This is a genomic window from Yinghuangia aomiensis (genome assembly GCF_039542225.1).
Classification (GTDB): domain Bacteria; phylum Actinomycetota; class Actinomycetes; order Streptomycetales; family Streptomycetaceae; genus Yinghuangia; species Yinghuangia aomiensis.
Window position 1 is genome coordinate 240,659 of sequence record NZ_BAABHS010000008.1, and the last position, 20,222, is coordinate 260,880.

The following is a 20,222-nucleotide window of genomic DNA, read 5'->3' on the forward strand; positions in this document are numbered from 1 at the left end:
TGCGCATGGGGGGAGTCCCCTCACGCACACGGACGTTGCCTGCGGATCTCGAAAACCTGGAAGTGAAGTAGCCGACCGCGCTGTAGACGGTGACGAGCGGTGGCATGAACTGGCGCAGCGGGCGGTAGGTCGACGCGCGGACGCAACGCCCTCACCCCAGCGGGCAGCGTCATGGACAAGGCTGCGATTGGTCTGCTGGTCAGCCTGTTGCGGAACCGGTTGTGGACGCCGTCCACGAACCGAACTCCGCAGGCAGGTCGATCCACGGCGTCCCGGTCCGGAACTCGAACGCGATCGTGTCGATCACCTGCCGGTGATCACGCCACCGCCCACCCCGCCGCGGTGTCCGGCGCGGCAACACCGGCTGGATCCGCGCCCACTGCACAGCACTCAGCCCCACACACCATCCGAACGATCGGATGTTCCGCAGAGCGCGGTCCGGGCGGCCCAACGCCTGTGGTACGTAGGGTCGTCGGGGCGCCCGACAATATCATGATCGGCATGTGCACAGGCGGTCGGCCGAGCCCGCTACGGTGCCCGCATGGCCCTCGAAGACCGCCTGATGAAACGTGCCGTCGTCAGCCTCGAAGCGGGCTTGGAAGCCCGCGACGTGGGGGCGATCACCGGCGCGATCAATGCCTTGCTTGCCGCGCTCCCGCACTCCGATCAGGAGGACGCGTCCGCCGCGGTGCCCCGGCTCACCGAGCTGCTGCCGCACATCCCCCCGTGGCTGGAGGGCATGCTTGCGGTGATCATCGGGGCGTGCGTCGAACTGGGGGCCGAACCGGTGGTGTGTGCTCCGGCCGTCCTGGACAGCGCGCGCGGTGGGCTGCGCAGGACCGCCGACTTCCCGGCGCGCTGGGCCGCGGCCGGTGGCGGCGTACCGCCTATCCCGGAGTCGGCCATCCAGATTCCGGAGTGGGCGGTCGAGCAACTCGGCGGTGCCGACGCCAGCGAGGCGGACATCCTGAGCCTCATGGCGTGGTGGCAGGTCGAACAGTGGGAGCTGGCGACCGTCGCGATGCTGACGCACCGTCCGATCCGCGACGGCCTCGCCGAGCGCGCGCAATTCCGGTCCGAGGCGGAGCGCGTCGCGCTCCTGGGGCGCGGCGACCTGCTGTCGATGCGCCACATCGTCCGAATGCTCGATGACGAGCCGCTCCTGGTCCTGCACCGGCCGACCCGGACCGCGTACCGGATGCGCATGAGCGGCCTCGGCGACCTGTGGCAGTTGCAGACGCTGCTCGGCGACGTCCTCATCGGCGGCGGCCATGTGGCCGGCGCGGCGCCCGACCCGGTGGCCGTGGGACTCGCGCGCGACATGCCGTTCGGGCCGGGAGTCCCGGCCCCAGCGGCAATGGCGTCCGCGCCGTTCACGCTCGCCGACGCGGACGGCCGCGAGGTGCCGGCGGACGGCTGCCCCGACGACATCCCGCCCGTGGACGGCGTGCGCGTGCTGGTCCTCTACAGCGCAAGGCGTCCGGGCACGTGGCCCGCCGGCCGACTGTTCCCGAACGTCCCCGGTTCACTCGTCCTGGACGAGGCCCTGAGCGAACCCGAAGCCGCGGCCTGGTTCGCAAAGCTCGCCCGCTAGGAGCATTCCTTCGGATCATCGCGGCCCGGATGCGGAGGGCGGTGATGACGAGGCACGCCCATCCAACGATCAGATGATCCAAGGGCCAAGCGCCGGGAAACGACGTGCCAAAGGCGCCGGGCGAATCAAACCCAGGGCCTTGTCTCCAGGCCGCGCTGCTCCCGGAGTCGCTCACCGTGAGGCGTCACAAAACCTGAGCCATAACCAGAACCAGGTGTGTGCGACAACGTGCCCGAGAATCAGGCGCCAGAGTTGTCGACGAACCCCACGACATCGAGATATTCGATTGTGGGCCGGACGCCATAAATCCCCGTCACCTTGTCGACGAGCTCCTCGGCGAAGAAGGAGCGGCCTTTCTCCTCGTCGTCCCACACGTAGAAGTTCTTTGCCTGACCGCCGCCTTCGTCGAGCATGAAGCTCTTGAAGCGAAGGCCGGGCATGCCGTCGAACGGTCCGCGGAGTTCGTCGGCAATCTTCGTGAGGGTTGAACGATCGAACTTGTCGGTCTGCGTGAAAGTCACGAGCACGCCGATCATCGGGCCTCCTCTTGGGTGCGCAACGGTCGATCGAGTAATGCCGGCGACGGAACCAAGTATACGCGGCGGGGAATTTGTCGTGATGAGGAAGCGAGTCGCAAGTGCGGCTCGCGATCGGTGGCACGGGCCACGAGTGCCCCACACGTCGAATGCCGGCTGTCGGTTACCCCTCCCGCCGGAACTGCCCGTTCCCGCAGCGGCTTTCGGTATCAATTCGCGAGACGACCTCCCGTTCGGCACCGCAGCAGCCACGGGGCTTCTGCACTGGCGATTCACCGAGCCGGCCGCACGCGTATGCGTGTCGCGGATCGCGACACCCTCCTACCCGGCGGGCGAGCATGCCGGAAACACCACCGGATCCGATTTCGTCGTCGACGGAGGACTCGTCACCACGCTGTAACCGAGAGGCATCCGCACGTGCGGGTGGGCCCGCCACGGCGCACAGTGGAGAGGTGGTCAGGCGAAGCCTTCCGAGCGAGGGCCCGCAGCCTTGGGCGCGCTCCGCGGCGCTGGTGGTGCTGCCCGTCGCGCTGATCGTGCTGATCGTCGCCGTCGATCTGCAGGCACCGAACGACGTTCACCTGGGGCCGCTGCTGGTGATCGCCCCTGCGTTGACGGCCTCGTTCGCCGGTCCGAGGCTGACCGCCGCCATCGGCGCTACGGCGGTTGCCGCGCAGGTCCTGATCGCGGCGCTCCGCGGCGGCGTGGCGACCGGCAACCACATGGCACAGACCGGCGCGTTGGCCGTGCTCTCGGCCTTCATCGTCGTCTTCACCGTGCTCCGGGAACGCCGCGTCCGGGAGCTGGCCCGCGCCGAGTCCGTGGCCGAAGCCGCCCAGCGGGCTTTGCTGCGGCCGCTGCCCGAACGCATCGGGCCGCTCCGGATCGCCACGATGTACCTGGCCGCCGAGCACGAGGCCCAGATCGGCGGGGACCTGTACACGGCCACTCGCGCCGGTGCGGGGACCCGCCTGCTCATCGGCGACGTCCGCGGCAAGGGACTGGCGGCTGTCGGAGAGTCCGCCTTGCTGCTCAGCGCGTTCCGGCTCCTCGCCGCACGGCATACGGCTTTGCCCGACCTGGCCCACACACTCGACCACAGCGTCGGCCGCTACCTGCTCGACTTCGCCGAGACCGACGACGAGACGGCCGAGCACTTCATCACGGCACTGCTCCTCGACATCCCCGACGACGAGCCGGTCGTCCGGTTGACGAACTGCGGGCATCCACCGCCGTTGCTCGTGAGCCACGGTCGCGTGGCATTCGTCGACGGCGACCGGTCTGCGCCCCCACTGGGCGTGCACAGCCTCGCCGCGGACGACTACCCGTACGAGACTCGCCGGTTCGAACCGGGGGACACGCTGGTGCTCTACACCGACGGTGTCACCGAAGCCCGCAACCGCAGCCGAGACTTCTATCCCCTCGCCGAACGAGTCGCGCGCTGGACGACATGCGAGCCCGCCGCCCTCGTCCACCACATCCGCCGCGACCTCCTCGCCCACGCCGACGGACACCTCGGGGACGACGCGGCCGTCATCGCCATCGGCCGTCTGCCGGTCTGATCCGTGCCGGCGGCAACACGGTCATCGGCACCACGCGCGACTCGACGCCCTACGGACCAGGAGGCCGGAGCTGCCAAAGGACGCTGACCGAGCACGGGACCCGCATGGACATGCGACTCGAACGGCATCCCCGATCCTTGAGGCAAAGCTGATGTCTCCGATTCCGAGCGAACTCTTGGTGCTGCTGCCCGTCGAGGCCATCCTGGACCGGGCGGTGCTTGCGTAGTTCGTGAGCGCTGCGCTCGACCCAGTCGACGCATTGCCATGCGATTCCGAGGGAGGGGATGTGCAGGAGCTGTCCGAGGCGTTCGCGAAGGCCCGCCTTCCCGAGCCGCCGATCCCGGACGCACTACGGCCCGGGCTCATGGCGCTTGGGCCGTGGAACTTCGGCACCCGGCCGATGGACGCGATGGACATGTACCTGTTCGACGCGTACCTGTACGAGGCGCTGTGCGCAGATGTGGAGCCGTACGTCGCGGTGTCCCATGCGGGGCACGGGGTGAGCTCGTATGCGCTGAACTACCACCTCGTCTACGGGCCATTGCTGTTGTTCGTCCAGGGGCACTTCGGCGGCATCTACGGCGACGCGGAGCGGGACCGCGCCGAACTCGCAGAGCAGTTCCGCGAGTGCGCCGACCTGATCGCCGCGGTCGACCGCCTCGGTGGTGCAGCCGCGCGGCACCCACGGCTGTTCGTCGCCTTCAGCCCGATGCGCCAAATCGCCGTGTGCGCGCCTCACCCAGGGCGGGTCGCCGACAGGCATGCGGCGAACGCGTGGTTGACCAGGGCCGACGCGTGGCCGGAGCCGGCGAGGGCTTGGTCGACGCTGCCCGGAGATCGGCGTGAGGGTGGTGCGGGTGACAGGCCCCGGCTCTTGGCCCAGGCACTGCACCAACTGACGGGCGCATAGCAGACGCCGGCAGGCTTGAGGCCGAGCGCTGTTGCCCGCGGCGTTGCCGCACCCGCTGTCGCGTCAGCGTCAGCGTCTGCGGCTGCGGCGACCGTCCACTCCGACACCGTCCTGCGCTGCCACCGTGACCTGGTCCGCCGCCGCCACGCGGCTGCCACCCGAGCCGATCACCGAAGCCGCCGAGCGGGTATTCGTCCGCAACCTGGCCGGTGCCGACCAACTGGGGTAGCAGTCAAAGGTGTCCGGCACTTCCCGCCGCCCGGATGCGAAAAGCTCCCAATGATGTGATCCGCGCCCGTCATGTGGACGAGGACGAACTGCCGCCGCTGTGTAGGCTGAGCACCCGCGGCGCGGAAGGCGGGGATCTCGATGGCCACGTTGGAGGACACGCTTTCGCAGGCGGATCCGCTGGAACGTGTGGGGTGGCTCGTCTACTCCGCCAACTGGTATGAGCGGAAGGTCGATCGGCACACACGGCAACCTGCTTCCTCGGAGATCTCGGATGCCGAAGCGCGCGAGTTCGCGGGGTACGCCTCAGTCCTGCGGCAACAAGCCGACGTCGAACTACAGGGCGAGATCAACCGACGGGTCACGAACAGCGTCGGCCAAGTGCGCTGGTGGCAGCGCCGACCGGTCAGCCGTAGAGCTGCTCGAGCCGACCGGGAACTCGAGAAGACTGCCGCAACGATGGCCGAGGACGGCCGGTCGGCGGCCGTTGCCGAGGCCGGGGCACGCGAAGCGCCGGCCCGGCCCGGCGGGGGCGCATTGGACGCATCGATCGGGGAGAAGGCACAACGCCTCGTCGCGCTCCGGCTTTCCGCGTACGTCACGGGCGGCACTGGGGATGCCAAGGCAGCGAACGAAGCGCACGCCCTCCTGAACCAGCATCTCAACCTGCTGGCCCGCAACGAGATCGCCCGCAACGACCTCAATCAAAATCAGAGCGCGGGTGCACCGCGACGTGAAGCGACAACCTTGGGGCTCCGCAGGCCCAGACTCGCCCCCTCCGCCGACCCGCGCACGGACAGCGCACGCACGTCGACCACTTCCACCGACCAGAACAACGGCGCGCAGCGCAATGAGGGGTTCCACCGCCAACACGGGAATTTCTAGCCCGGGAAGCTGCGGGTGTGATGCCATGCCGACCGGCGCGGGTGGTGCGTCCGAAGCCGTGGCGAGCACCGCCGGTGATGCCGATACCGGCTCCCGCGCCCAGTCGTGGTCCCGCCAGGTCGGGGCCGACGGTCGGGGAGGGGCTTGCCTGGCTGCGGTTGACCACCAGCTTCGTTGTTCGGTGGGTGGTGCCTGAACACGGCTTGCACATAGCGTGCGGGCCCACGCGGGTCGGTGCCCGCCCCCGCCCGCAAGCCGGTGACCGTGCCCGGTATTCCGTCGGCCGCGACTGTCCCGACCGCGAACGCCGCCGAATGGCCCCACCCCAGACCGTGATACCAAGATTCTTTCGCGGCACCGTCGTTTCGGCCGGAGACCGGTGGCGGGGTCGCGCTGTCGACTTCGCGGTGTCCGCCCGGTCGCCGGTCTCCGCCGGTCGGCTCCTGCGAGGCAACCCGTCGTCAGGAGGACAACGCGCGGTTCGGGAACACGGATCAGGCGGGCGAACCGGCGATCGTCCGCCGCTCGGAGGGATCGGCAATGAGACTACGGGGAATCACCGCCGCGGCCGCGGCCGCGACCGCGCTGCTGCTGGCGGGCTGCGGCGGGTCGGCAGGATCGGACGAGCCCGGGCCGGGCGGCCCTTCCGGCACGGCGTCGTCGGGTGCCCCCGCCAAGACCGCGCACGCGCCCGAACAGGCGCTGCCGGACGGGTTCGACGCCGCCGGCGGGTGGGCGGTGCGCAGCGACGAGGGCCTGCACGACCCCGTGATCGACGCCCGCGCCGGCGCGGTGGCGTTCCTCGCCGACGAACCCGGGGCCTCGGACTTCCGGGTCCGGGTCCGCGATCTCAAGACCGGGGCCGTGCGCTGGTCCAGCTCCCCCCTACGGCCGCTGGACACCGCGCAGTCCGGGATGTCGTTCACGCCCCGGCTGCTCGTGGCGGCGAAAGACGGCAAGGACTATGTGGCGGTCCTCGCCTCGGGCGGCGTCGGCGGCGACGGGGTGGACAAACCCTCCTCGGTGATGCGGCTGACGGTGTTCGCGCTCGACTCCTCCGGCGCCGCCGCCGCACCGCTGCGCACCGTCGATGTGCCCGCCCAGGATCTGTCGGTGGCCGACTTCCGCGCCCAGGACGACGGCCGCGTCGTCGTGCCGCGGAGCAAAGGCGGCGTCGCCGTCGACATCGTCTCGGGTGCTGTGACGACGTACACCGCGGACCAGTTGAAAGCCCCCGCGAACGCGCCGGGTTGCCGCGACTCGCTGGCCGACTGCGACCTGCTCCCGCACCTGGTCGGGGTGTCCGGCGACGGCGCGCTGGTCAACGGCGAGGACGCATTCTGGCGCACCGGCGGCGCCGGATGGTTCTCCGCCGCGGCACGGCCGCCGCAGGCGGACGCCGAGTACGGGTCCGCGGAGATCACCGCGGTGACCGGCGGGCGAGTGCTGGCCCGCTGGGAAGCACAGAACGGGCTGGCGTTCCCGTCCGTCGTCAGCGTGTCCGACCTTGCGTCGGGCGCGCTCACCGCGTCCGTGCTGTGCACCGGCGGCAGGGACACCAACGTGCGCACGTCCGCGGACGGCCGCTATCTGGCCGCCGGCACGGCCGTGTTCGACCTGCGGCAGAACAAGGGCTACTGCTTCGCGGAGACCCCGCAGCACAACGCCCTGACGGTGCAGTCGGTCGACGACGCGCACGGCATCGCTTACGCGATGACCGACGGCAAGACGCCCGCCCGGATCACCCTCGCGGACGGCCGGACCGAGGCGCTGCCGCAAGGCACCGCCATCCCGCGGGACGTGGCCGCGGGCATGGGCATGTTCACGGACAACCAGCCCGAAGGCTTCAGCGCCGCGTTCTACCCCGTCCGCTGACCTCTGCGTGCCGGTTCTTCGTGGGGGCGCGGGGTGGCCGTGTCGCGCGGCGTGCGGCTGCGGATGCCGAGGAAGTGGTCGGTGATGCCGCGGCGGGCGCGTTCCGCGTCGTGGGCGGCGACGGCTTCGTACAACTCCCAGTGCCGGGCGGCGACTTCCTCGGGGGCCTCCAGGATCGGCGGGAGTTCGTCGCTGAGCCGGTTGTAGGCGTCCCAGAAGGCCGCGAGCAGGCGCAGCATGAGGCTGTTGCCGACCGGGCGGTAGAGCGCCTCGTGGAACTGCCGGTCCGCCGCGGGGCTGACCTCGCCGGCGGCGGCTTCGGCGCGCATGCGCTCGGCGGCGCGGCGCAGGGCGTCGAGGTCGTCCTGGTCGGCAGCGGCGGCGACTTGGGTGATGAGGCTGCCTTCGAGGGCTTCGCGGACGTCGACCAGGTCGGCGAGGTTGGCGGTGCCGGCGGCCAGGGCGAGGCGTCCGTGGAAGGACAGTTCGTCGACGAGCGCACCGAAGGACATGCTGCCGACGTAGGTGCCGAAGCCGTGCCGGATTTCCACGATGCCGACGGCCTGGAGGGCTTTGAGCGCCTCGCGGACCGAGTTGCGGCTGATGGCCAGGTGCTCCATCAGCTCGGCTTCGGTGGGCATGGGGTCGCCCGGGGCCAGGCCCTGACGCAGAATCAGGTCTTTGATCTGCTCCTGGACCGTGGAGTTGCGGCTGGGCCGCTTCGGCGGTGTCGGCATCGCGCTGTCCTGCCCCCTGTCCCGGCCGCGTCGCGCGCGCCGGTGCTGTCGATTCGTCTGCGTCCCGCATCATCTCGCGCGGGCCCGACCCTTGACCGGGGGATGTCCCGGCCCTAGGGTCTCCCTCATTCTAGACGTAGGACGTCCTACGTTCCACGTTGGATATCCCACGTTGGATATCCGTTGCGCTGTTTTCTATCGTGCATTCCCGCACTTGTCACAATTCAGGGAGGCGTCGTGGCCGCTGGGCTCGACCGCAGGCAGTTCCTCCGGTTCACCGGCGCCGCAGGCATAGCCGCGGCAATCTCCGGCACGCTCGCCGCCTGCGGCGGTCCGGCCTCCACCAACGCCCCCGGCGGGGGCGGGGGCGGCGGCGGAGCCAAGGGCACTATCGACGCCGGCCTGTCCTACACGCTGAGCACCGGCTTCGACCCGATGACCGCGTCGGGCGCGCTGCCGGTCGCGGCGAACATGCACGTCTTCGAAGGGCTCGTCGACCTCGACCCGGTCACGCGCGAGCCGTACGCGGCGCTGGCCTCCGCGGTTCCGCAGACCCCGGCGGACCCCACCACCTGGCGTGTGGCCCTGCGTCAGGGGGCCACCTTCCACGACGGCTCCCCGGTCACCGCCGACGACGTCGTGTTCAGCTTCACCCGGGTCCTCGACCCCGCGAACAACTCGCTGATCGTCCAGTTCCTGCCCTTCCTGGACAAGGTGACCGCGGTCGACGCCGGGACCGTCGAGTTCAAGCTGAAGTACGCGTTCCCGCTCTTCCCGCAGCGCATCTCGGTGGTCAAGATCGTCCCCAAGGCCCTGGTCGCGAAGGGCCAGCAGGCGTTCGACGCCCTGCCGGTCGGATCCGGCCCGTACCGCATGGTGTCCGCGACCAAGGACGACCGGATCGTCTTCGCCGCCTACGACGCCTACAACGGCCCGCGCCCCGCCAAGGCCCAGGCGATGAACTGGCTGCTGCTCGCGGACGCCTCGGCCCGCGTCGCGGCCATGGACTCGCGGCGGGTGCGCGCGATCGAGGACGTGCCGTACATCAACCTCGACCAGGTCAAGAAGAACGCGCAGGCGGAGTCCGTGCAGTCGTTCGGCCTGATGTTCCTGATGTTCAACTGCGAGAAGAAGCCGTTCGACGACCCGCGGGTCCGCCAAGCCCTGCACTACGGCCTGGACACGGAGAAGATCGTCAAGACCGCGATGCTCGGCAACGCCACCGCGGCCTCGTCGTTCCTCGACGAACGCCACCCGGACTACCGCCGCGCCGGCACCGTGTACGGCTACGACCCGGCCAAGGCGAAGAGCCTCCTCGCCGAAGCCGGCGTCTCCGGCCTCGACGTCACCCTGGTCACCACCGACACCGCGTGGATCAAGGACATCGCCCCCCTGGTCAAGGAGAGCTGGGACGGCATCGGTGTGAAGACCACGCTGGACATCGGGCAATCCGGCGGCCAGTACAAGAACAAGATCGACAACGGCAACTTCCAGGTCATGGCCGCCCCGGGCGACCCCTCGGTGTTCGGCAACGACGTCGACCTGCTGATGCGCTGGTGGTACGTCGGCCTGTGGCCCGAGAAGCGCTTCCGCTGGAGCAACACCCCCGAGGGCAAGCAGGTCGTCTCGCTCCTCGACCAGGCCGCGCGCGAAAGCGACGCCGGCCGGCGCCGCGAGCTGTGGGCCCAGGCCGGCGACATCCTCGCCGCGCAGGTGCCGCTGTACCCCGTGCTGCACCGCAAGCTGGCCACCGCGTGGGACGCCAAGACGCTCACCGGCTTCCGCCCGCTGCCCACCACCGGCCTGTCGTTCCTCGGCGTCGGCCCGAGCTGACGCCCGGCTCCCCGGCGCGGCGCTCCACCCGACCGCCGTGCCGGGCCCCGGCCCCCGTCCGCGACAACCTGCCGGAAAGCCCATGACCACGATTCTGCGCATGGCCGGAAGACGGCTTCTGACCCTGCCCCCGCTGCTGCTGGGCATCACCCTGTTCGTCTTCGTGATCCTCCAGTTCTCGCCCAACGACCCCGCGTACAACGCGCTCGGCGAAGGCTCCACCGAGTCCGCCCGCGCCGCGTTCGCCGCCGCCCACGGCCTCGACGACCCGCTGATCGTCCGCTACTTCCGCTTCCTCGGCGACCTGTGCACCGGAGACCTCGGCATCACCGCGCCGCCCGGCAAGCCGGTCGCCGACATGATCGGCACCGCGTTCCCCCTGACGCTCCAACTCACGCTGCTCGGACTGCTGTTCGCGGTGGTCGCGGCACTCGTGCTGGGGATCACCGCGGCGCTGTTCCGGGACCGGTGGCCCGACCAGGTCATCCGCGTCCTGTCCATGGCCGGCATCGCCACGCCGTCGTTCTGGCTCGGCATCCTGCTGATCCAGCAATTCGCGATCCGCTGGGGCTGGTTCCCCACCGGCGGCTACGTCAACCCGGTCGACGGACTGGGGGAGTGGCTGCGCAGCCTGACCCTTCCCGCGCTTGCGCTCGCCGTCCCCGTCGGGGCGTCGCTCACCCGCATCGTGCGCACCTCGATGGTCGAGGAACTCGACCGCGACTACGTGCGCACCGCCACCGGCAACGGCCTGCCCCCGCTGGTCGTCGTCGGCCGCAACGTGCTGCGCAACGCGCTGATCACCCCGTTGACCGTGCTCGGCCTCCGGGTGGGCTACCTGCTCGGCGGCGCCGTCGTCATCGAAGCGATCTTCAGCCTTCCCGGCATGGGCACGCTCATCCTCAACGGGGTCACCTCCGGCGACGTCGCCCTCGTCCAAGGGACGGTCCTCACCATCGCGGTCTCGTTCGTGGTCGTGAACTTCCTGGCCGACCTCGCTTGCCTGCTCGCCAACCCGCGCCTGAGGGGGGTCTGACCATGCCGAAGACAACCGTTCCGGCACCCGAGGCACCCAAGGCACCCGAGGCACCCGGCGGTCCCGTGGTCCGGCAGGGCCTGACCGCCCGGCTGTCCCGCCCGGGCATCAAGCTGCGCCGCATGTCGCTGCCGGCCCGCGTCAGCCTCGCCGCCCTGCTCCTGCTGTCCCTGGCCGCGCTGCTCGCGCCGTGGATCGCCCCGCACGACCCGCTCGCGTCCGGCACCCCCGCGCTGGGCCCGTCCGGCGACCACTGGTTCGGCACCGACCGGGCCGGGCGCGACATCTTCTCGCGCGTGCTGTCCGGCGCCCGCTGGTCGCTCGCCATCGGCCTCGGCGCGACCGCGCTCGCGCTGGTCTGCGGCGCCGCCCTCGGCGCACTCGCCGCCACGTCGCGGCGCTGGGCCGACGAAGGCATCATGCGGCTCCTCGACGTGGTCATGGCGTTCCCCGGCATCGCGCTGGCCGCCGTGTTCGTCACCGTCTTCGGCAGCTCGCTGACCGTGATCATCCTGACCATCGCGTTCCTCTACACCCCGTCGCTCGCCCGCGTGGTCCGCGCCAACGTCCAAGCCCAGTACGGCGAGGACTACGTCGCCGCGGAACGGGTCATCGGCGCGCGCCGCCCGCACATCCTGATGCGCCACGTCGCCGTCAACTGCGCCGCACCGATTCTGGTGTTCGCGACCGTCATGGTCGCCGACGCGATCGTGTTCGAAGCCAGCCTGTCCTTCATCGGCGCGGGCGTGCCCGAACCCGACCCGTCCTGGGGATCCGTCCTCGCCTACGGCAAGACGCTGGTGCTGTCCGGCGGCTGGTGGGCGACCTTCTTCCCCGGCATGGCGATCCTGCTCACCGTCCTGGCGCTGAACGTGCTCGCGGAAGGCGTCTCCGACGCATGGGCAGCGCCGTCCGGAACCGGCTCCGCGCCCCGCCCGGACATCCGCGTCGCCGACACCGACGCCGCCCTCGCCGCGCCCGAGCCCGCCGAACTCGCCGAGCGGCTGGCCGCGGCCGCCGCCCGGCACACCGACCGCGACGTGCCCGACGTGCCGCCGCTGCTGTCCGTACGCGACCTGACCGTGCGCTTCCCGGACCGCCACGACGGAGTGCGCATCGTCGACGGCGTCGGCTTCGACGTCCGCCCCGGCGAGACCGTCGGACTCGTCGGCGAATCCGGCTGCGGCAAGAGCCTCACCAGCCTCGCCGTCATGGGGCTGCTCCCGCGCGGCGCCGAAACCGGCGGTGAAATCCTCTTCGACGGCCGCGACCTGCTCACCCTCGCACCGCGCGAACGCCGCGCCCTCCTCGGGCACGACATCGCCATGATCTACCAGGACGCGCTCAGCTCGCTGAACCCGGCGATGACGATCCGCGCCCAACTCACCCAGCTCACCCGGCGCGGCGGCACCCGGACACCCGCCGACCTCCTCGAACTCGTCGGCCTCGACGCGGCGCGCACGCTGCGCGCGTACCCGCACGAGCTGTCGGGCGGACAGCGCCAGCGCGTGCTGATCGCCATGGCGCTGTCCCGCGCCCCGCGGCTGATCATGGCCGACGAGCCCACCACCGCACTCGACGTCACCGTGCAGGCCCAAGTCGTCGACCTGCTCGTCCGGCTGCGCGACGAACTCGGCTTCGCCCTGGTGCTGGTCTCCCACGACCTCGCACTGGTCTCCGACCTCGCGGACCGCGTCGTCGTGATGTACGGCGGCCAGGTCGTCGAGACCGCGCGCACCGGAGAACTCCTGCGCTCGCCGCGCCACCACTACGCCCGGGGCCTCCTCGGTTCGGTGCTCTCCTTGGAAGCCGGCGAAGAGCGCCTGCACCAGATCCCCGGGGTCGTCCCGCCGCCGTCGGCCTTCGGGCCCGGCTGCCGCTTCGCCAACCGGTGCCGCGCGGCGACGGACCTGTGCCGCGACACCGCGCCGGCGCTGGACGGCGACCTGCACACGCATGCCTTGGCCTGCCATCACCCGGCCGCCGTGCCCACCCCCGTCGGAGGAGGATCATGACAACCGGAGCACCGCACGCGCCGCTGCTGACCCTGGACGACGTGCACGTCCGCCACCCGGTGCCGGGACCCCGCCTCTTCTCGAAAGCGCACGTGCACGCCTTGACCGGCGCGCACGTGGAGGTCCGCCAAGGCGAGACCATCGGCGTGGTCGGGGAGTCCGGCTGCGGCAAGTCGACGCTCGCCCGCGTCCTGGTCGGCCTTCAGCGACCCACCGAAGGCACGGTGGCCTTCGAAGGCACCGATCTGTGGCAGATGCCCGCGCGACGGCGCGCCGCCGAATTCGGGGCCGCGGTCGGCGTTGTCTTCCAGGACCCGGCCACCGCCCTCAACCGGCGGCTGACCGTCCGCCAGGTCATCCGCGACCCGCTCGACGTCCACGGCCGCGGCACCCGCGCTCAGCGCGAGGACCGCGTCGGCGAGGTCATGGGCCTGGTCGGGCTTCCGCCGAGTGCGGCGGACGCGCTGCCCGGGCAACTGTCCGGAGGCCAGCGCCAACGCGTCGCCATCGCCCGCGCGCTCGCCCTGGAGCCCCGCGTGGTGGTCGCCGACGAACCGACGTCCGCACTGGACGTGTCGGTCCGCGCACAGATCCTCAACCTGCTCCACGACCTCAAGGAACGCCTCGGCCTGGGCCTGGTGTTCATCTCGCACGACATCCAGACCGTGCGGCACCTCGCCGACCGCATCGTGGTCATGTACCTCGGCCGGATCGTCGAGGAAGGACCGGTCGAGCACGTCATCCGGACACCGCGCCACCCCTACACCGCGGCGCTCTTCTCCGCCGCGCCCGCGCTGCTCGGCGGCACGGAGCGGATCCCGCTGCGCGGGCCGCTTCCGTCGGCGGTCAACCCGCCGGAAGGCTGCCCGTTCCGCACCCGCTGCCGACACGCCGACCAGACGTGCGCCATCGACCCGCCCGACAGGGCGGGCACCGTGGACGCACACCGCTTCCGCTGCCACCACCCCGTCGAGCCGTGATCCACGGCCGTACCCGCCCCCCGCCGGGGCCGCACCGCCCGCCGCTGTGACCCGGCCCCGGCGGACCCGTGCCGTGCCCCGCCCGTCCGGCGGCCAACGCATTCTTTCCGCGATCGAACCCATCCCCGCAAGGAGCACGTTCCGCATGGCCAGCACCACGCCGTCCCTCTTGAGCGGCGTCGTCCCGCCCGTCTGCACCCCGCTCACGCCCGACCACGAGATCGACGCCCGGTCGCTCGAACGCCTCATCGCACACCTCCTCGACGGCGGCGTGGACGGCCTGTTCTTCCTCGGCTCCTCCAGCGAGGTGGCCTTCCTCCCGGATACCCACCGGGCGCGGGTCCTGGAGATCGCCGTCGGCGCGGTCGCCGGCCAGGTGCCGGTCGTCGCCGGTGTCATCGACACGGCGACGATGCGCGTCGCCGCGCACATCCAGGAGGCCGCGAAGGCCGGAGTGGACGGCGTCGTCGCGACGGCGCCGTTCTACACGCGGACTCATCCCGCCGAAATCGAGCGGCACTTCCGCCTGCTGCGCGCGGCGACGGAACTCCCGATCATCGCCTACGACCTGCCGGTCTCGGTGCACAGCAAGCTCGGCGGCGACCTCCTCGCGCGGCTCGCCGCGGACGAGGTCATCCAGGGCGTCAAGGACTCCAGCGGCGACGAAGGCGGATTCCGCCGACTGCTTCTGGCGACCGCGGAGACCCCCGGCTTCTCGGTCCTGACCGGATCGGAACTGACCGTCGACACCGCCGCGTTCATGGGCGCGCACGGTGTCGTCCCGGGCCTCGGCAACGTCGACCCGCACGGCTACGCCCGGCTGTGGGACGCCGCGCGCCGCGGCGACATGGCCGCGGCCCGCGCCGAACAGCAGCGGCTGATCGCCCTGTTCGGGCTGGTCGACGCGGGCGCGGCGGAGCGCATGGGCCCGGGCTCGTCGGCACTCGGCGCCTTCAAGGCCGCGCTGTACCTGCGCGGCATCATCGACCACCCGGTGACCGCGCCCCCGCAGATCCCGCTGGACGCCGCCGAGGTCGCGACGGTGCGCGGGTACATCGAGCGCGCGGGACTGCTCGGCTGATGTCGGAGGGAGCAACCGCGGCCGGGTGCGGTACCGGCGGTCGCACAGCAGCTGGTCGGCCGGCCGCCGGGCCGGCCACCGGCCCGATCGGCTGGCCGCGTATCGGCGTCGACGTCGGCGGCACGAAGATCGCCGCCGGACTCGTCGGCCCGGACGGCTCCGTGCGGTTCGCCCGCACCTGTCCGACACCGGCCCAGGCCGGGCCGCGGGCGGTCCTGGACGCGGTCCGCGACGCCGCGGAGGGCGTCCGCACCGCCGCCGCGGGCCCCGTCGCGGGGATCGGTGTCGGTGCCCCGGGCGTGGTCGACGCCTCGGCCGGAACCGTGCTGTCGTCGACGGCCTTGCTGCCCGGCTGGGCGGGGACACCGATCCGCGCCTACCTCCGCGCCGCCTTTCCCGGCCTTGCGGTCGCCGTGGACAACGACGTCAACGCCATGGCGCTGGGCGAACTGCGCTTCGGTGCGGCGTCCGGACTCGACTCGGTGCTGTACGTCTCGGTCGGCACCGGCATCGGCGGCGCGTACGCGATCGACGGCCGCCTGGTGCGCGGCGCCCACCACGCGGCCGGCGAGATCGGCCATCTCGTGGCATCCGGCTCCCGCACGTGCAGTTGCGGCGGCACCGGGCACGTGGAGTCGGTCGCGAGCGGACCGGCGATCGAAGCGGCCTACGCCGAGGCATGCGGTGCGTCCGGCCCGGCCGGGCCATCGGCCGAACCCGTCGGACTCCGCGAGATCGTCCGGCGCGCGGACGCCGGCGACCCGGTCGCGGCCGCCGCCATCACCGGTGCGGCGGAGGTCCTGGGCACCGTTCTGGGGGGTCTGACCTGCGCGTTCGACCCGGAAGCGGTCGTCCTGGGCGGGGGAGTGGCGGGCATCGGCACGCGCTTCACCGAACCGCTCGCCCGTGCGCTGCGCCGCGGCCTGCTCCCCGCGATGGCGGAACTTCCGCTCCTCCGCGCGGCGTTGGGGACCAACGCGCCCCTTGTCGGCGCCGCGGCACTGCTCGACGACGCGGGAATCGCCGGCCTGCCCGACGTGCCCGGCCTGCCCGACGTGCCCGACGTGCCCGACGTGCCCGACGTGCCCGACGTGCCCGACGTGCCCGACGTGCCCGACGTGCCCGGCCTGCCCGGCCTGCCCGGCCTGCCCGGCCTGTCTGACACCGATGCCGCCGCTCGCACGGCTACCGAGATCGCCGCCGATGGTGCCGCGATCGCTACGAACGAGGAACGTCCCTGATGCACCCCCTCCTGGAACGCCTGCGCGGCGGCCTGATCGTCTCGGTGCAGGTCCACCGCCCCGACGACCCCCTGCGGAATCCGGACGCCATGGCCCGTATGGCCGGTGCCGCGGTCGCGGGCGGCGCTGCCGCCATCCGCTGCGGCGGCATCGGCGGCCCGGACGACGTACGCGCCATCAGTGCCGCGGTCGACGTGCCGGTGATCGGCTTGTGGAAGGACGGACGCGAGGGCGTGTACATCACGCCCACCGCCCGCCACGTCCACGAAGTCGCCGACGCGGGCGCCCACATCATCGCGATCGACGGCACGCGCCGACCGCGCCCCGACGGGCGGAGCCTCGCCGACTCGATCGCCGCCGCGCACGACCGAGGGCTCGTGGCCATGGCCGACGTGGGCACCCGCGGCGACGCGCTGGCCGCGGTGGCGGCGGGCGCCGACGTGGTCGCCACCACGCTGTCCGGCTACACCCCCGACAGCCCGCGGAGCGACGGAGGCCCCGACCTCGACCTGGTGCGCCTGCTGGCTTCCGAACTGCCCGTGCCGGTCGTCGCGGAAGGCCGCTACCACCGGCCGGACCACGCCGCGGCGGCGATCGCGGCGGGAGCGTACGCGGTCGTCGTCGGAACCGCCATCACGTCCCCCGGCTGGCTCACCGGGCAGTTCAGGAACGCGCTGCCTGCCCTGCCCGCAGCCGCCCTGGTCCGTGATGCCGACCGTACGGAGGCCGACGCATGACCGCCGCCGTCCCCGAAGCGGGTTCCGGCGTCGCGCCGGGCGCCGTCATGACCCGGGAGATCGCGGAGCAGCCCGCCGTGCTCGCCCGGATTCTGGCGCATGGGCTGCCGGACATCCAGGCCGCCGCGGAGGCCATCCGTGCCGCGCAACCCCGCTTCGTCGTGTTCGCCGCGCGCGGCACGTCCGACAACGCGAGCCTCTACGCCAAGTACCTCGTCGAGATCCTCCTCGGCCTGCCCGCCGGGCTGGCGTCGATGTCCACCATGACGATGTACGGGGCCCGACCACGCCTCCACGGCACGCTGTTCGTGACCGTCAGCCAATCGGGCGGCTCACCGGACCTGATCGAGTCGACCCGCGCCGCCCGCGAGGCCGGGGCGCTGACCCTGGCGGTCACGAACAACCCGGACAGCGCGCTCGCCTCGGCCGCGGACTTGCACCTGGACGTGCTCGCCGGACCCGAACTCGCGCTGCCCGCCACCAAGACCTACACCGCCGAACTGCTCACTCTGTACCTCCTCGTGGACGCCGTCCGCGGCGGCACCGGGGACTCCGCGCGCGGCATCCCGAGTGCGGCAGCCGAGGTCCTCGCGCGCGGCGGCGAAGTACGCGACCATGCCCGCGAGTACCGCTTCGCCGACCGCCTCGTGCTCACCTCGCGGGGATACGGCTACCCGACCGTGCGCGAAGCCGCCCTGAAGGTCATGGAGACGAGCTACCTGCACGCGCAGGCCTTCTCCGGCGCGGACCTGCTGCACGGGCCGCTCGCCATGATCGACGGGGACGCGCCGGTCATCGCCGTGGTCCCCGACGGCGCCGGGGGCCGCGCCCTGGCACCGGTTCTGGACCGCCTCCGTGCGGCCGGCGCCCGGGCGGCACTGCTCGGGCCTCCGGACGGGTTCTTCCCGCTGCCCGCCGGGCTGCGCGAGGAAGTGCAGCCGATCGTGCAGATCCTCCCGCTGCAAACGCTCGCCTGCGAGATCGCCCTCGACCGAAACCTCGACCCCGATGCCCCCCGTGCCCTGGCCAAGGTGACCCGGACACGCTGACCGGCTCCGGACACGGGCATGCGCACGGCCCCGGCGGACACGAAACTCTGCCCGTATGCGCGGAGGCAATCCACGCCCCCGGCCCGGGCAAAAACGGTTGACCCGTCGCTCTAGGGTTGCAGAAGCAAGCAAAAACCGGATCAGGGATGTCGAAAGGGCGGCGAGCATGACTGCGGAACAAGCCGGTGCCGACGAGGCCGCGCGTGCGGCCGGATTGGTCGCGGCGCAGGACAAGGCCGCTGCGCTGTTCGCGGAGGTCGCCGCCCGCGACCTGGTCGCTCCCGGTGTCGGGGAGCGCGAGGCAAGCGACCGGATCCGGGACCTGGCGAACGAGATGTTCGGGACCACGAAGCACTGGCACAAGCGGATCATCCGCTCGGGACCGAACACCCTCGCCCCCTACAAGGAGAACCCGCCGGACCGGGTCATCGGCCCTGACGACATCGCGTTCGCCGACTTCGGCCCCATCTTCGAGGAGTACGAGGCGGACTTCGGCCGCACCTACGTCTTCGGCAACGACCCGCACAAGCACCGGCTCGCGGCCGACCTGCCGCGCATCTTCGACGCCGGCCGCGCCTCGTTCGCCGCCGACCCGCACATCACGGGCAGGGAGCTGTACGCGCACGTCGAGCGCCTCGCCGCGGACGCGGGGTGGGAGATCGGCATCTGGCACGCCGGCCACCTGGTCGGCGAGTTCCCCCACGAAACGGTCGACGGCGACAAAGCCGCGTCCTACATCACCCCGGACAACCCCGATCCGCTGCGCCGCACCGACCGGAACGGCCGGATCTGCCACTGGATCCTCGAACTCCACCTCGTCGACCGCGACCGCGGCATCGGCGGCTTCCACGAGCAGCTGCTGGACCTCGCCTGACGCGTCCGGGGTGGGGGTCGCCGCCCCAACCCTCGTAGCAGGAATAGCACATGGGGCGAACCGCCCGGAGCTTTCCGCCGCCGACCGGGCCACTCGACCCTCAGGAGCATGGCGAGACTTCTACTGCATGAGCTCGTCGATGGCCCGCCATTCGACGTAGAGCAGGAAGCGAAGGTGGTTGTACGCGGCGTGCAGGTCGCCGCTCTTGTCCGGGTCCAAGAGCGTGCCCTTTCCCACCTTGGCTCTGAACGTCCTGCCGCTCATGCCCGGCAGGTCGATCAGCCCGGCTGCGTCGAGCGCGGTGAGCCCCTTGTCGGCGGCGAGCATCTTGGTACTGATGATTTTGTTCATCTCGCCGTTGGCGGGGTCACGCGACGGCGGTCCGCTGATCATCGGCGTACGCACCGGGACCTTGGTGAGGGCTTTGATGCAAGCGTCGCGCCCCTCCGCGAGCACGAGATCCCAGGAGATCTTGAAGACCTGGGTCGCCTTCGTCGGCAGATTGGCGTTGGTGATGAGCGTGACCTCGGGGACGTTCAGCTTCCGCATCTGCCGCAGCCGAGCCTCGGCCGCGCTGCGCAGCGCGATCAGGTGGACGGCGAGATCGCACAGCTCCGGGGTGACCGCCCCGAACGTGGTGCGCACGTGGAAGGTCTGGTGGACATCCGGGCTCGGACACCACTGCCAGCCCGGCGTCACCAGGTGGACGACCGCGTCGACGGCCGCGTCCAAGAGGCACGTGTTCTTGACCAGCGTTCCGACGACGTTGCCGTTGACGTGCGCCCGCACAGCCGCGAGCGCCGGGGCTGCCATCGTCGCCCGTGCCGTCTTGCTGCTGGTCCACTGCGCGTCGACCTTGTACTCGGAGTGAGTGGGCCCCCGGCCGGGTGCGTGAAGTCGACGTGGTTCACTGCCCCGTGCAGGAACTCACTGCCGGGGATCGTGCCTGTCGTGCCCGGAACTACGCTCCACACACCGGCCGTTGGTGCTGCTGGCATGGCCATGGACGGTCCCCCAACCTGCGCGCGTCCGCACGCTCACGCGAATCG

General features: G+C 71.6%; 18 protein-coding genes. 14 read left to right on the top strand and 4 right to left on the bottom strand.

Annotated elements, in window-relative coordinates; translation table 11 throughout:
* Window positions 1-199: 199 nt before the first annotated feature.
* The gene (locus tag ABEA93_RS42125; protein ID WP_425584931.1) at window positions 200-400 is read right to left on the bottom strand and encodes a transposase; all 201 of its coding nucleotides are present in this window, start codon (window positions 398-400) and stop codon (window positions 200-202) included.
* 141 nt (window positions 401-541) lie between these two features.
* Here ABEA93_RS42125 and ABEA93_RS13420 point away from each other — a divergent pair, with 141 nt between their 5' ends.
* A complete protein-coding gene (locus ABEA93_RS13420; RefSeq protein WP_345675700.1) occupies window positions 542-1,594 on the top strand; it encodes a hypothetical protein in 1,053 nt (350 codons plus the stop codon).
* A 239-nt stretch (window positions 1,595-1,833) separates the two neighbouring features.
* On the opposite strand, the gene ABEA93_RS13425 is transcribed toward ABEA93_RS13420, so the two are convergent.
* The gene (locus ABEA93_RS13425; RefSeq protein ID WP_345675701.1) at window positions 1,834-2,130 is read right to left on the bottom strand and encodes a hypothetical protein; all 297 of its coding nucleotides are present in this window, start codon (window positions 2,128-2,130) and stop codon (window positions 1,834-1,836) included.
* Window positions 2,131-2,582: 452 nt separating this feature from the next.
* Here ABEA93_RS13425 and ABEA93_RS13430 point away from each other — a divergent pair, with 452 nt between their 5' ends.
* The 4 genes from ABEA93_RS13430 to ABEA93_RS13445 all read left to right on the top strand — a co-directional run bounded on the left by ABEA93_RS13430 (window position 2,583) and on the right by ABEA93_RS13445 (window position 7,590).
* Window positions 2,583-3,692 carry a PP2C family protein-serine/threonine phosphatase gene (locus ABEA93_RS13430; RefSeq protein WP_345675702.1) on the top strand — a complete coding sequence of 370 codons (1,110 nt, stop codon included), beginning with the start codon at window positions 2,583-2,585 and terminating at the stop codon, window positions 3,690-3,692.
* A 286-nt stretch (window positions 3,693-3,978) separates the two neighbouring features.
* On the top strand, window positions 3,979-4,602 hold the full coding sequence (locus ABEA93_RS13435) for a hypothetical protein (RefSeq protein WP_345675703.1): 624 nt from the start codon (window positions 3,979-3,981) through the stop codon (window positions 4,600-4,602).
* A 369-nt stretch (window positions 4,603-4,971) separates the two neighbouring features.
* Window positions 4,972-5,715, top strand: coding sequence for a hypothetical protein (locus ABEA93_RS13440; RefSeq protein ID WP_345675704.1), 744 nt, complete (start codon window positions 4,972-4,974; stop codon window positions 5,713-5,715).
* 540 nt (window positions 5,716-6,255) lie between these two features.
* Window positions 6,256-7,590: a hypothetical protein gene (locus ABEA93_RS13445; protein WP_345675705.1), complete on the top strand. Its 1,335-nt coding sequence runs from the start codon at window positions 6,256-6,258 to the stop codon at window positions 7,588-7,590.
* Here ABEA93_RS13445 and ABEA93_RS13450 read toward each other — a convergent pair.
* Window positions 7,575-8,327: a FadR/GntR family transcriptional regulator gene (locus ABEA93_RS13450; protein WP_345675706.1), complete on the bottom strand. Its 753-nt coding sequence runs from the start codon at window positions 8,325-8,327 to the stop codon at window positions 7,575-7,577. The two genes, ABEA93_RS13445 and ABEA93_RS13450, sit on opposite strands and share 16 nt — an antisense overlap.
* Before the next feature lie 237 nt (window positions 8,328-8,564).
* On the opposite strand from ABEA93_RS13450, the gene ABEA93_RS13455 reads away from it, so the two are divergent.
* From ABEA93_RS13455 to ABEA93_RS13495, 9 genes are all read left to right on the top strand, one after another.
* Window positions 8,565-10,160 (top strand): ABC transporter substrate-binding protein, encoded by a 1,596-nt coding sequence (locus ABEA93_RS13455; protein WP_345675707.1) that lies wholly within the window; start codon window positions 8,565-8,567, stop codon window positions 10,158-10,160.
* Between the two features lie 82 nt (window positions 10,161-10,242).
* Window positions 10,243-11,196, top strand: coding sequence for an ABC transporter permease (locus tag ABEA93_RS13460; protein ID WP_345675708.1), 954 nt, complete (start codon window positions 10,243-10,245; stop codon window positions 11,194-11,196).
* Between the two features lie 122 nt (window positions 11,197-11,318).
* On the top strand, window positions 11,319-13,211 hold the full coding sequence (locus ABEA93_RS13465; RefSeq protein ID WP_345675781.1) for a dipeptide/oligopeptide/nickel ABC transporter permease/ATP-binding protein: 1,893 nt from the start codon (window positions 11,319-11,321) through the stop codon (window positions 13,209-13,211).
* Entirely contained in the window at window positions 13,208-14,191 is a 984-nt protein-coding gene (locus tag ABEA93_RS13470) for an oligopeptide/dipeptide ABC transporter ATP-binding protein (RefSeq protein WP_345675709.1), read from the top strand. Before ABEA93_RS13465 ends, ABEA93_RS13470 begins: the two co-directional genes overlap by 4 nt.
* 145 nt (window positions 14,192-14,336) lie before the next feature.
* Window positions 14,337-15,272, top strand: coding sequence for a dihydrodipicolinate synthase family protein (locus ABEA93_RS13475; protein ID WP_345675710.1), 936 nt, complete (start codon window positions 14,337-14,339; stop codon window positions 15,270-15,272).
* Window positions 15,272-16,513 carry an ROK family protein gene (locus tag ABEA93_RS13480; RefSeq protein ID WP_345675711.1) on the top strand — a complete coding sequence of 414 codons (1,242 nt, stop codon included), beginning with the start codon at window positions 15,272-15,274 and terminating at the stop codon, window positions 16,511-16,513. Before ABEA93_RS13475 ends, ABEA93_RS13480 begins: the two co-directional genes overlap by 1 nt.
* The gene (locus ABEA93_RS13485) at window positions 16,513-17,250 is read left to right on the top strand and encodes an N-acetylmannosamine-6-phosphate 2-epimerase (protein WP_345675712.1); all 738 of its coding nucleotides are present in this window, start codon (window positions 16,513-16,515) and stop codon (window positions 17,248-17,250) included. Before ABEA93_RS13480 ends, ABEA93_RS13485 begins: the two co-directional genes overlap by 1 nt.
* Window positions 17,247-18,299 (top strand): SIS domain-containing protein, encoded by a 1,053-nt coding sequence (locus tag ABEA93_RS13490; RefSeq protein ID WP_345675713.1) that lies wholly within the window; start codon window positions 17,247-17,249, stop codon window positions 18,297-18,299. Before ABEA93_RS13485 ends, ABEA93_RS13490 begins: the two co-directional genes overlap by 4 nt.
* A 166-nt stretch (window positions 18,300-18,465) precedes the next feature.
* Entirely contained in the window at window positions 18,466-19,173 is a 708-nt protein-coding gene (locus ABEA93_RS13495) for a M24 family metallopeptidase (protein WP_345675714.1), read from the top strand.
* A gap of 120 nt (window positions 19,174-19,293) precedes the next feature.
* Here the strand turns inward: ABEA93_RS13495 and ABEA93_RS13500 are convergent, their stop codons facing one another.
* Complete coding sequence (locus tag ABEA93_RS13500) at window positions 19,294-19,986, bottom strand: hypothetical protein (RefSeq protein ID WP_345675715.1); 693 nt, start codon at window positions 19,984-19,986, stop codon at window positions 19,294-19,296.
* Window positions 19,987-20,222: the final 236 nt, after the last annotated feature.

Coding starts and splice junctions, on each gene's coding strand:
- ABEA93_RS13420 (WP_345675700.1), top strand. CDS start 542: ATGGCCCTCGAAGACCGCCTGATGAAACGTGCCGTCGTCAGCCTCGAA.
- ABEA93_RS13425 (WP_345675701.1), bottom strand. CDS start 2,130: ATGATCGGCGTGCTCGTGACTTTCACGCAGACCGACAAGTTCGATCGT.
- ABEA93_RS13440 (WP_345675704.1), top strand. CDS start 4,972: ATGGCCACGTTGGAGGACACGCTTTCGCAGGCGGATCCGCTGGAACGT.
- ABEA93_RS13445 (WP_345675705.1), top strand. CDS start 6,256: ATGAGACTACGGGGAATCACCGCCGCGGCCGCGGCCGCGACCGCGCTG.
- ABEA93_RS13450 (WP_345675706.1), bottom strand. CDS start 8,327: ATGCCGACACCGCCGAAGCGGCCCAGCCGCAACTCCACGGTCCAGGAG.
- ABEA93_RS13460 (WP_345675708.1), top strand. CDS start 10,243: ATGACCACGATTCTGCGCATGGCCGGAAGACGGCTTCTGACCCTGCCC.
- ABEA93_RS13465 (WP_345675781.1), top strand. CDS start 11,319: ATGTCGCTGCCGGCCCGCGTCAGCCTCGCCGCCCTGCTCCTGCTGTCC.
- ABEA93_RS13470 (WP_345675709.1), top strand. CDS start 13,208: ATGACAACCGGAGCACCGCACGCGCCGCTGCTGACCCTGGACGACGTG.
- ABEA93_RS13475 (WP_345675710.1), top strand. CDS start 14,337: ATGGCCAGCACCACGCCGTCCCTCTTGAGCGGCGTCGTCCCGCCCGTC.
- ABEA93_RS13480 (WP_345675711.1), top strand. CDS start 15,272: ATGTCGGAGGGAGCAACCGCGGCCGGGTGCGGTACCGGCGGTCGCACA.
- ABEA93_RS13485 (WP_345675712.1), top strand. CDS start 16,513: ATGCACCCCCTCCTGGAACGCCTGCGCGGCGGCCTGATCGTCTCGGTG.
- ABEA93_RS13490 (WP_345675713.1), top strand. CDS start 17,247: ATGACCGCCGCCGTCCCCGAAGCGGGTTCCGGCGTCGCGCCGGGCGCC.
- ABEA93_RS13495 (WP_345675714.1), top strand. CDS start 18,466: ATGACTGCGGAACAAGCCGGTGCCGACGAGGCCGCGCGTGCGGCCGGA.
- ABEA93_RS13500 (WP_345675715.1), bottom strand. CDS start 19,986: ATGGCAGCCCCGGCGCTCGCGGCTGTGCGGGCGCACGTCAACGGCAAC.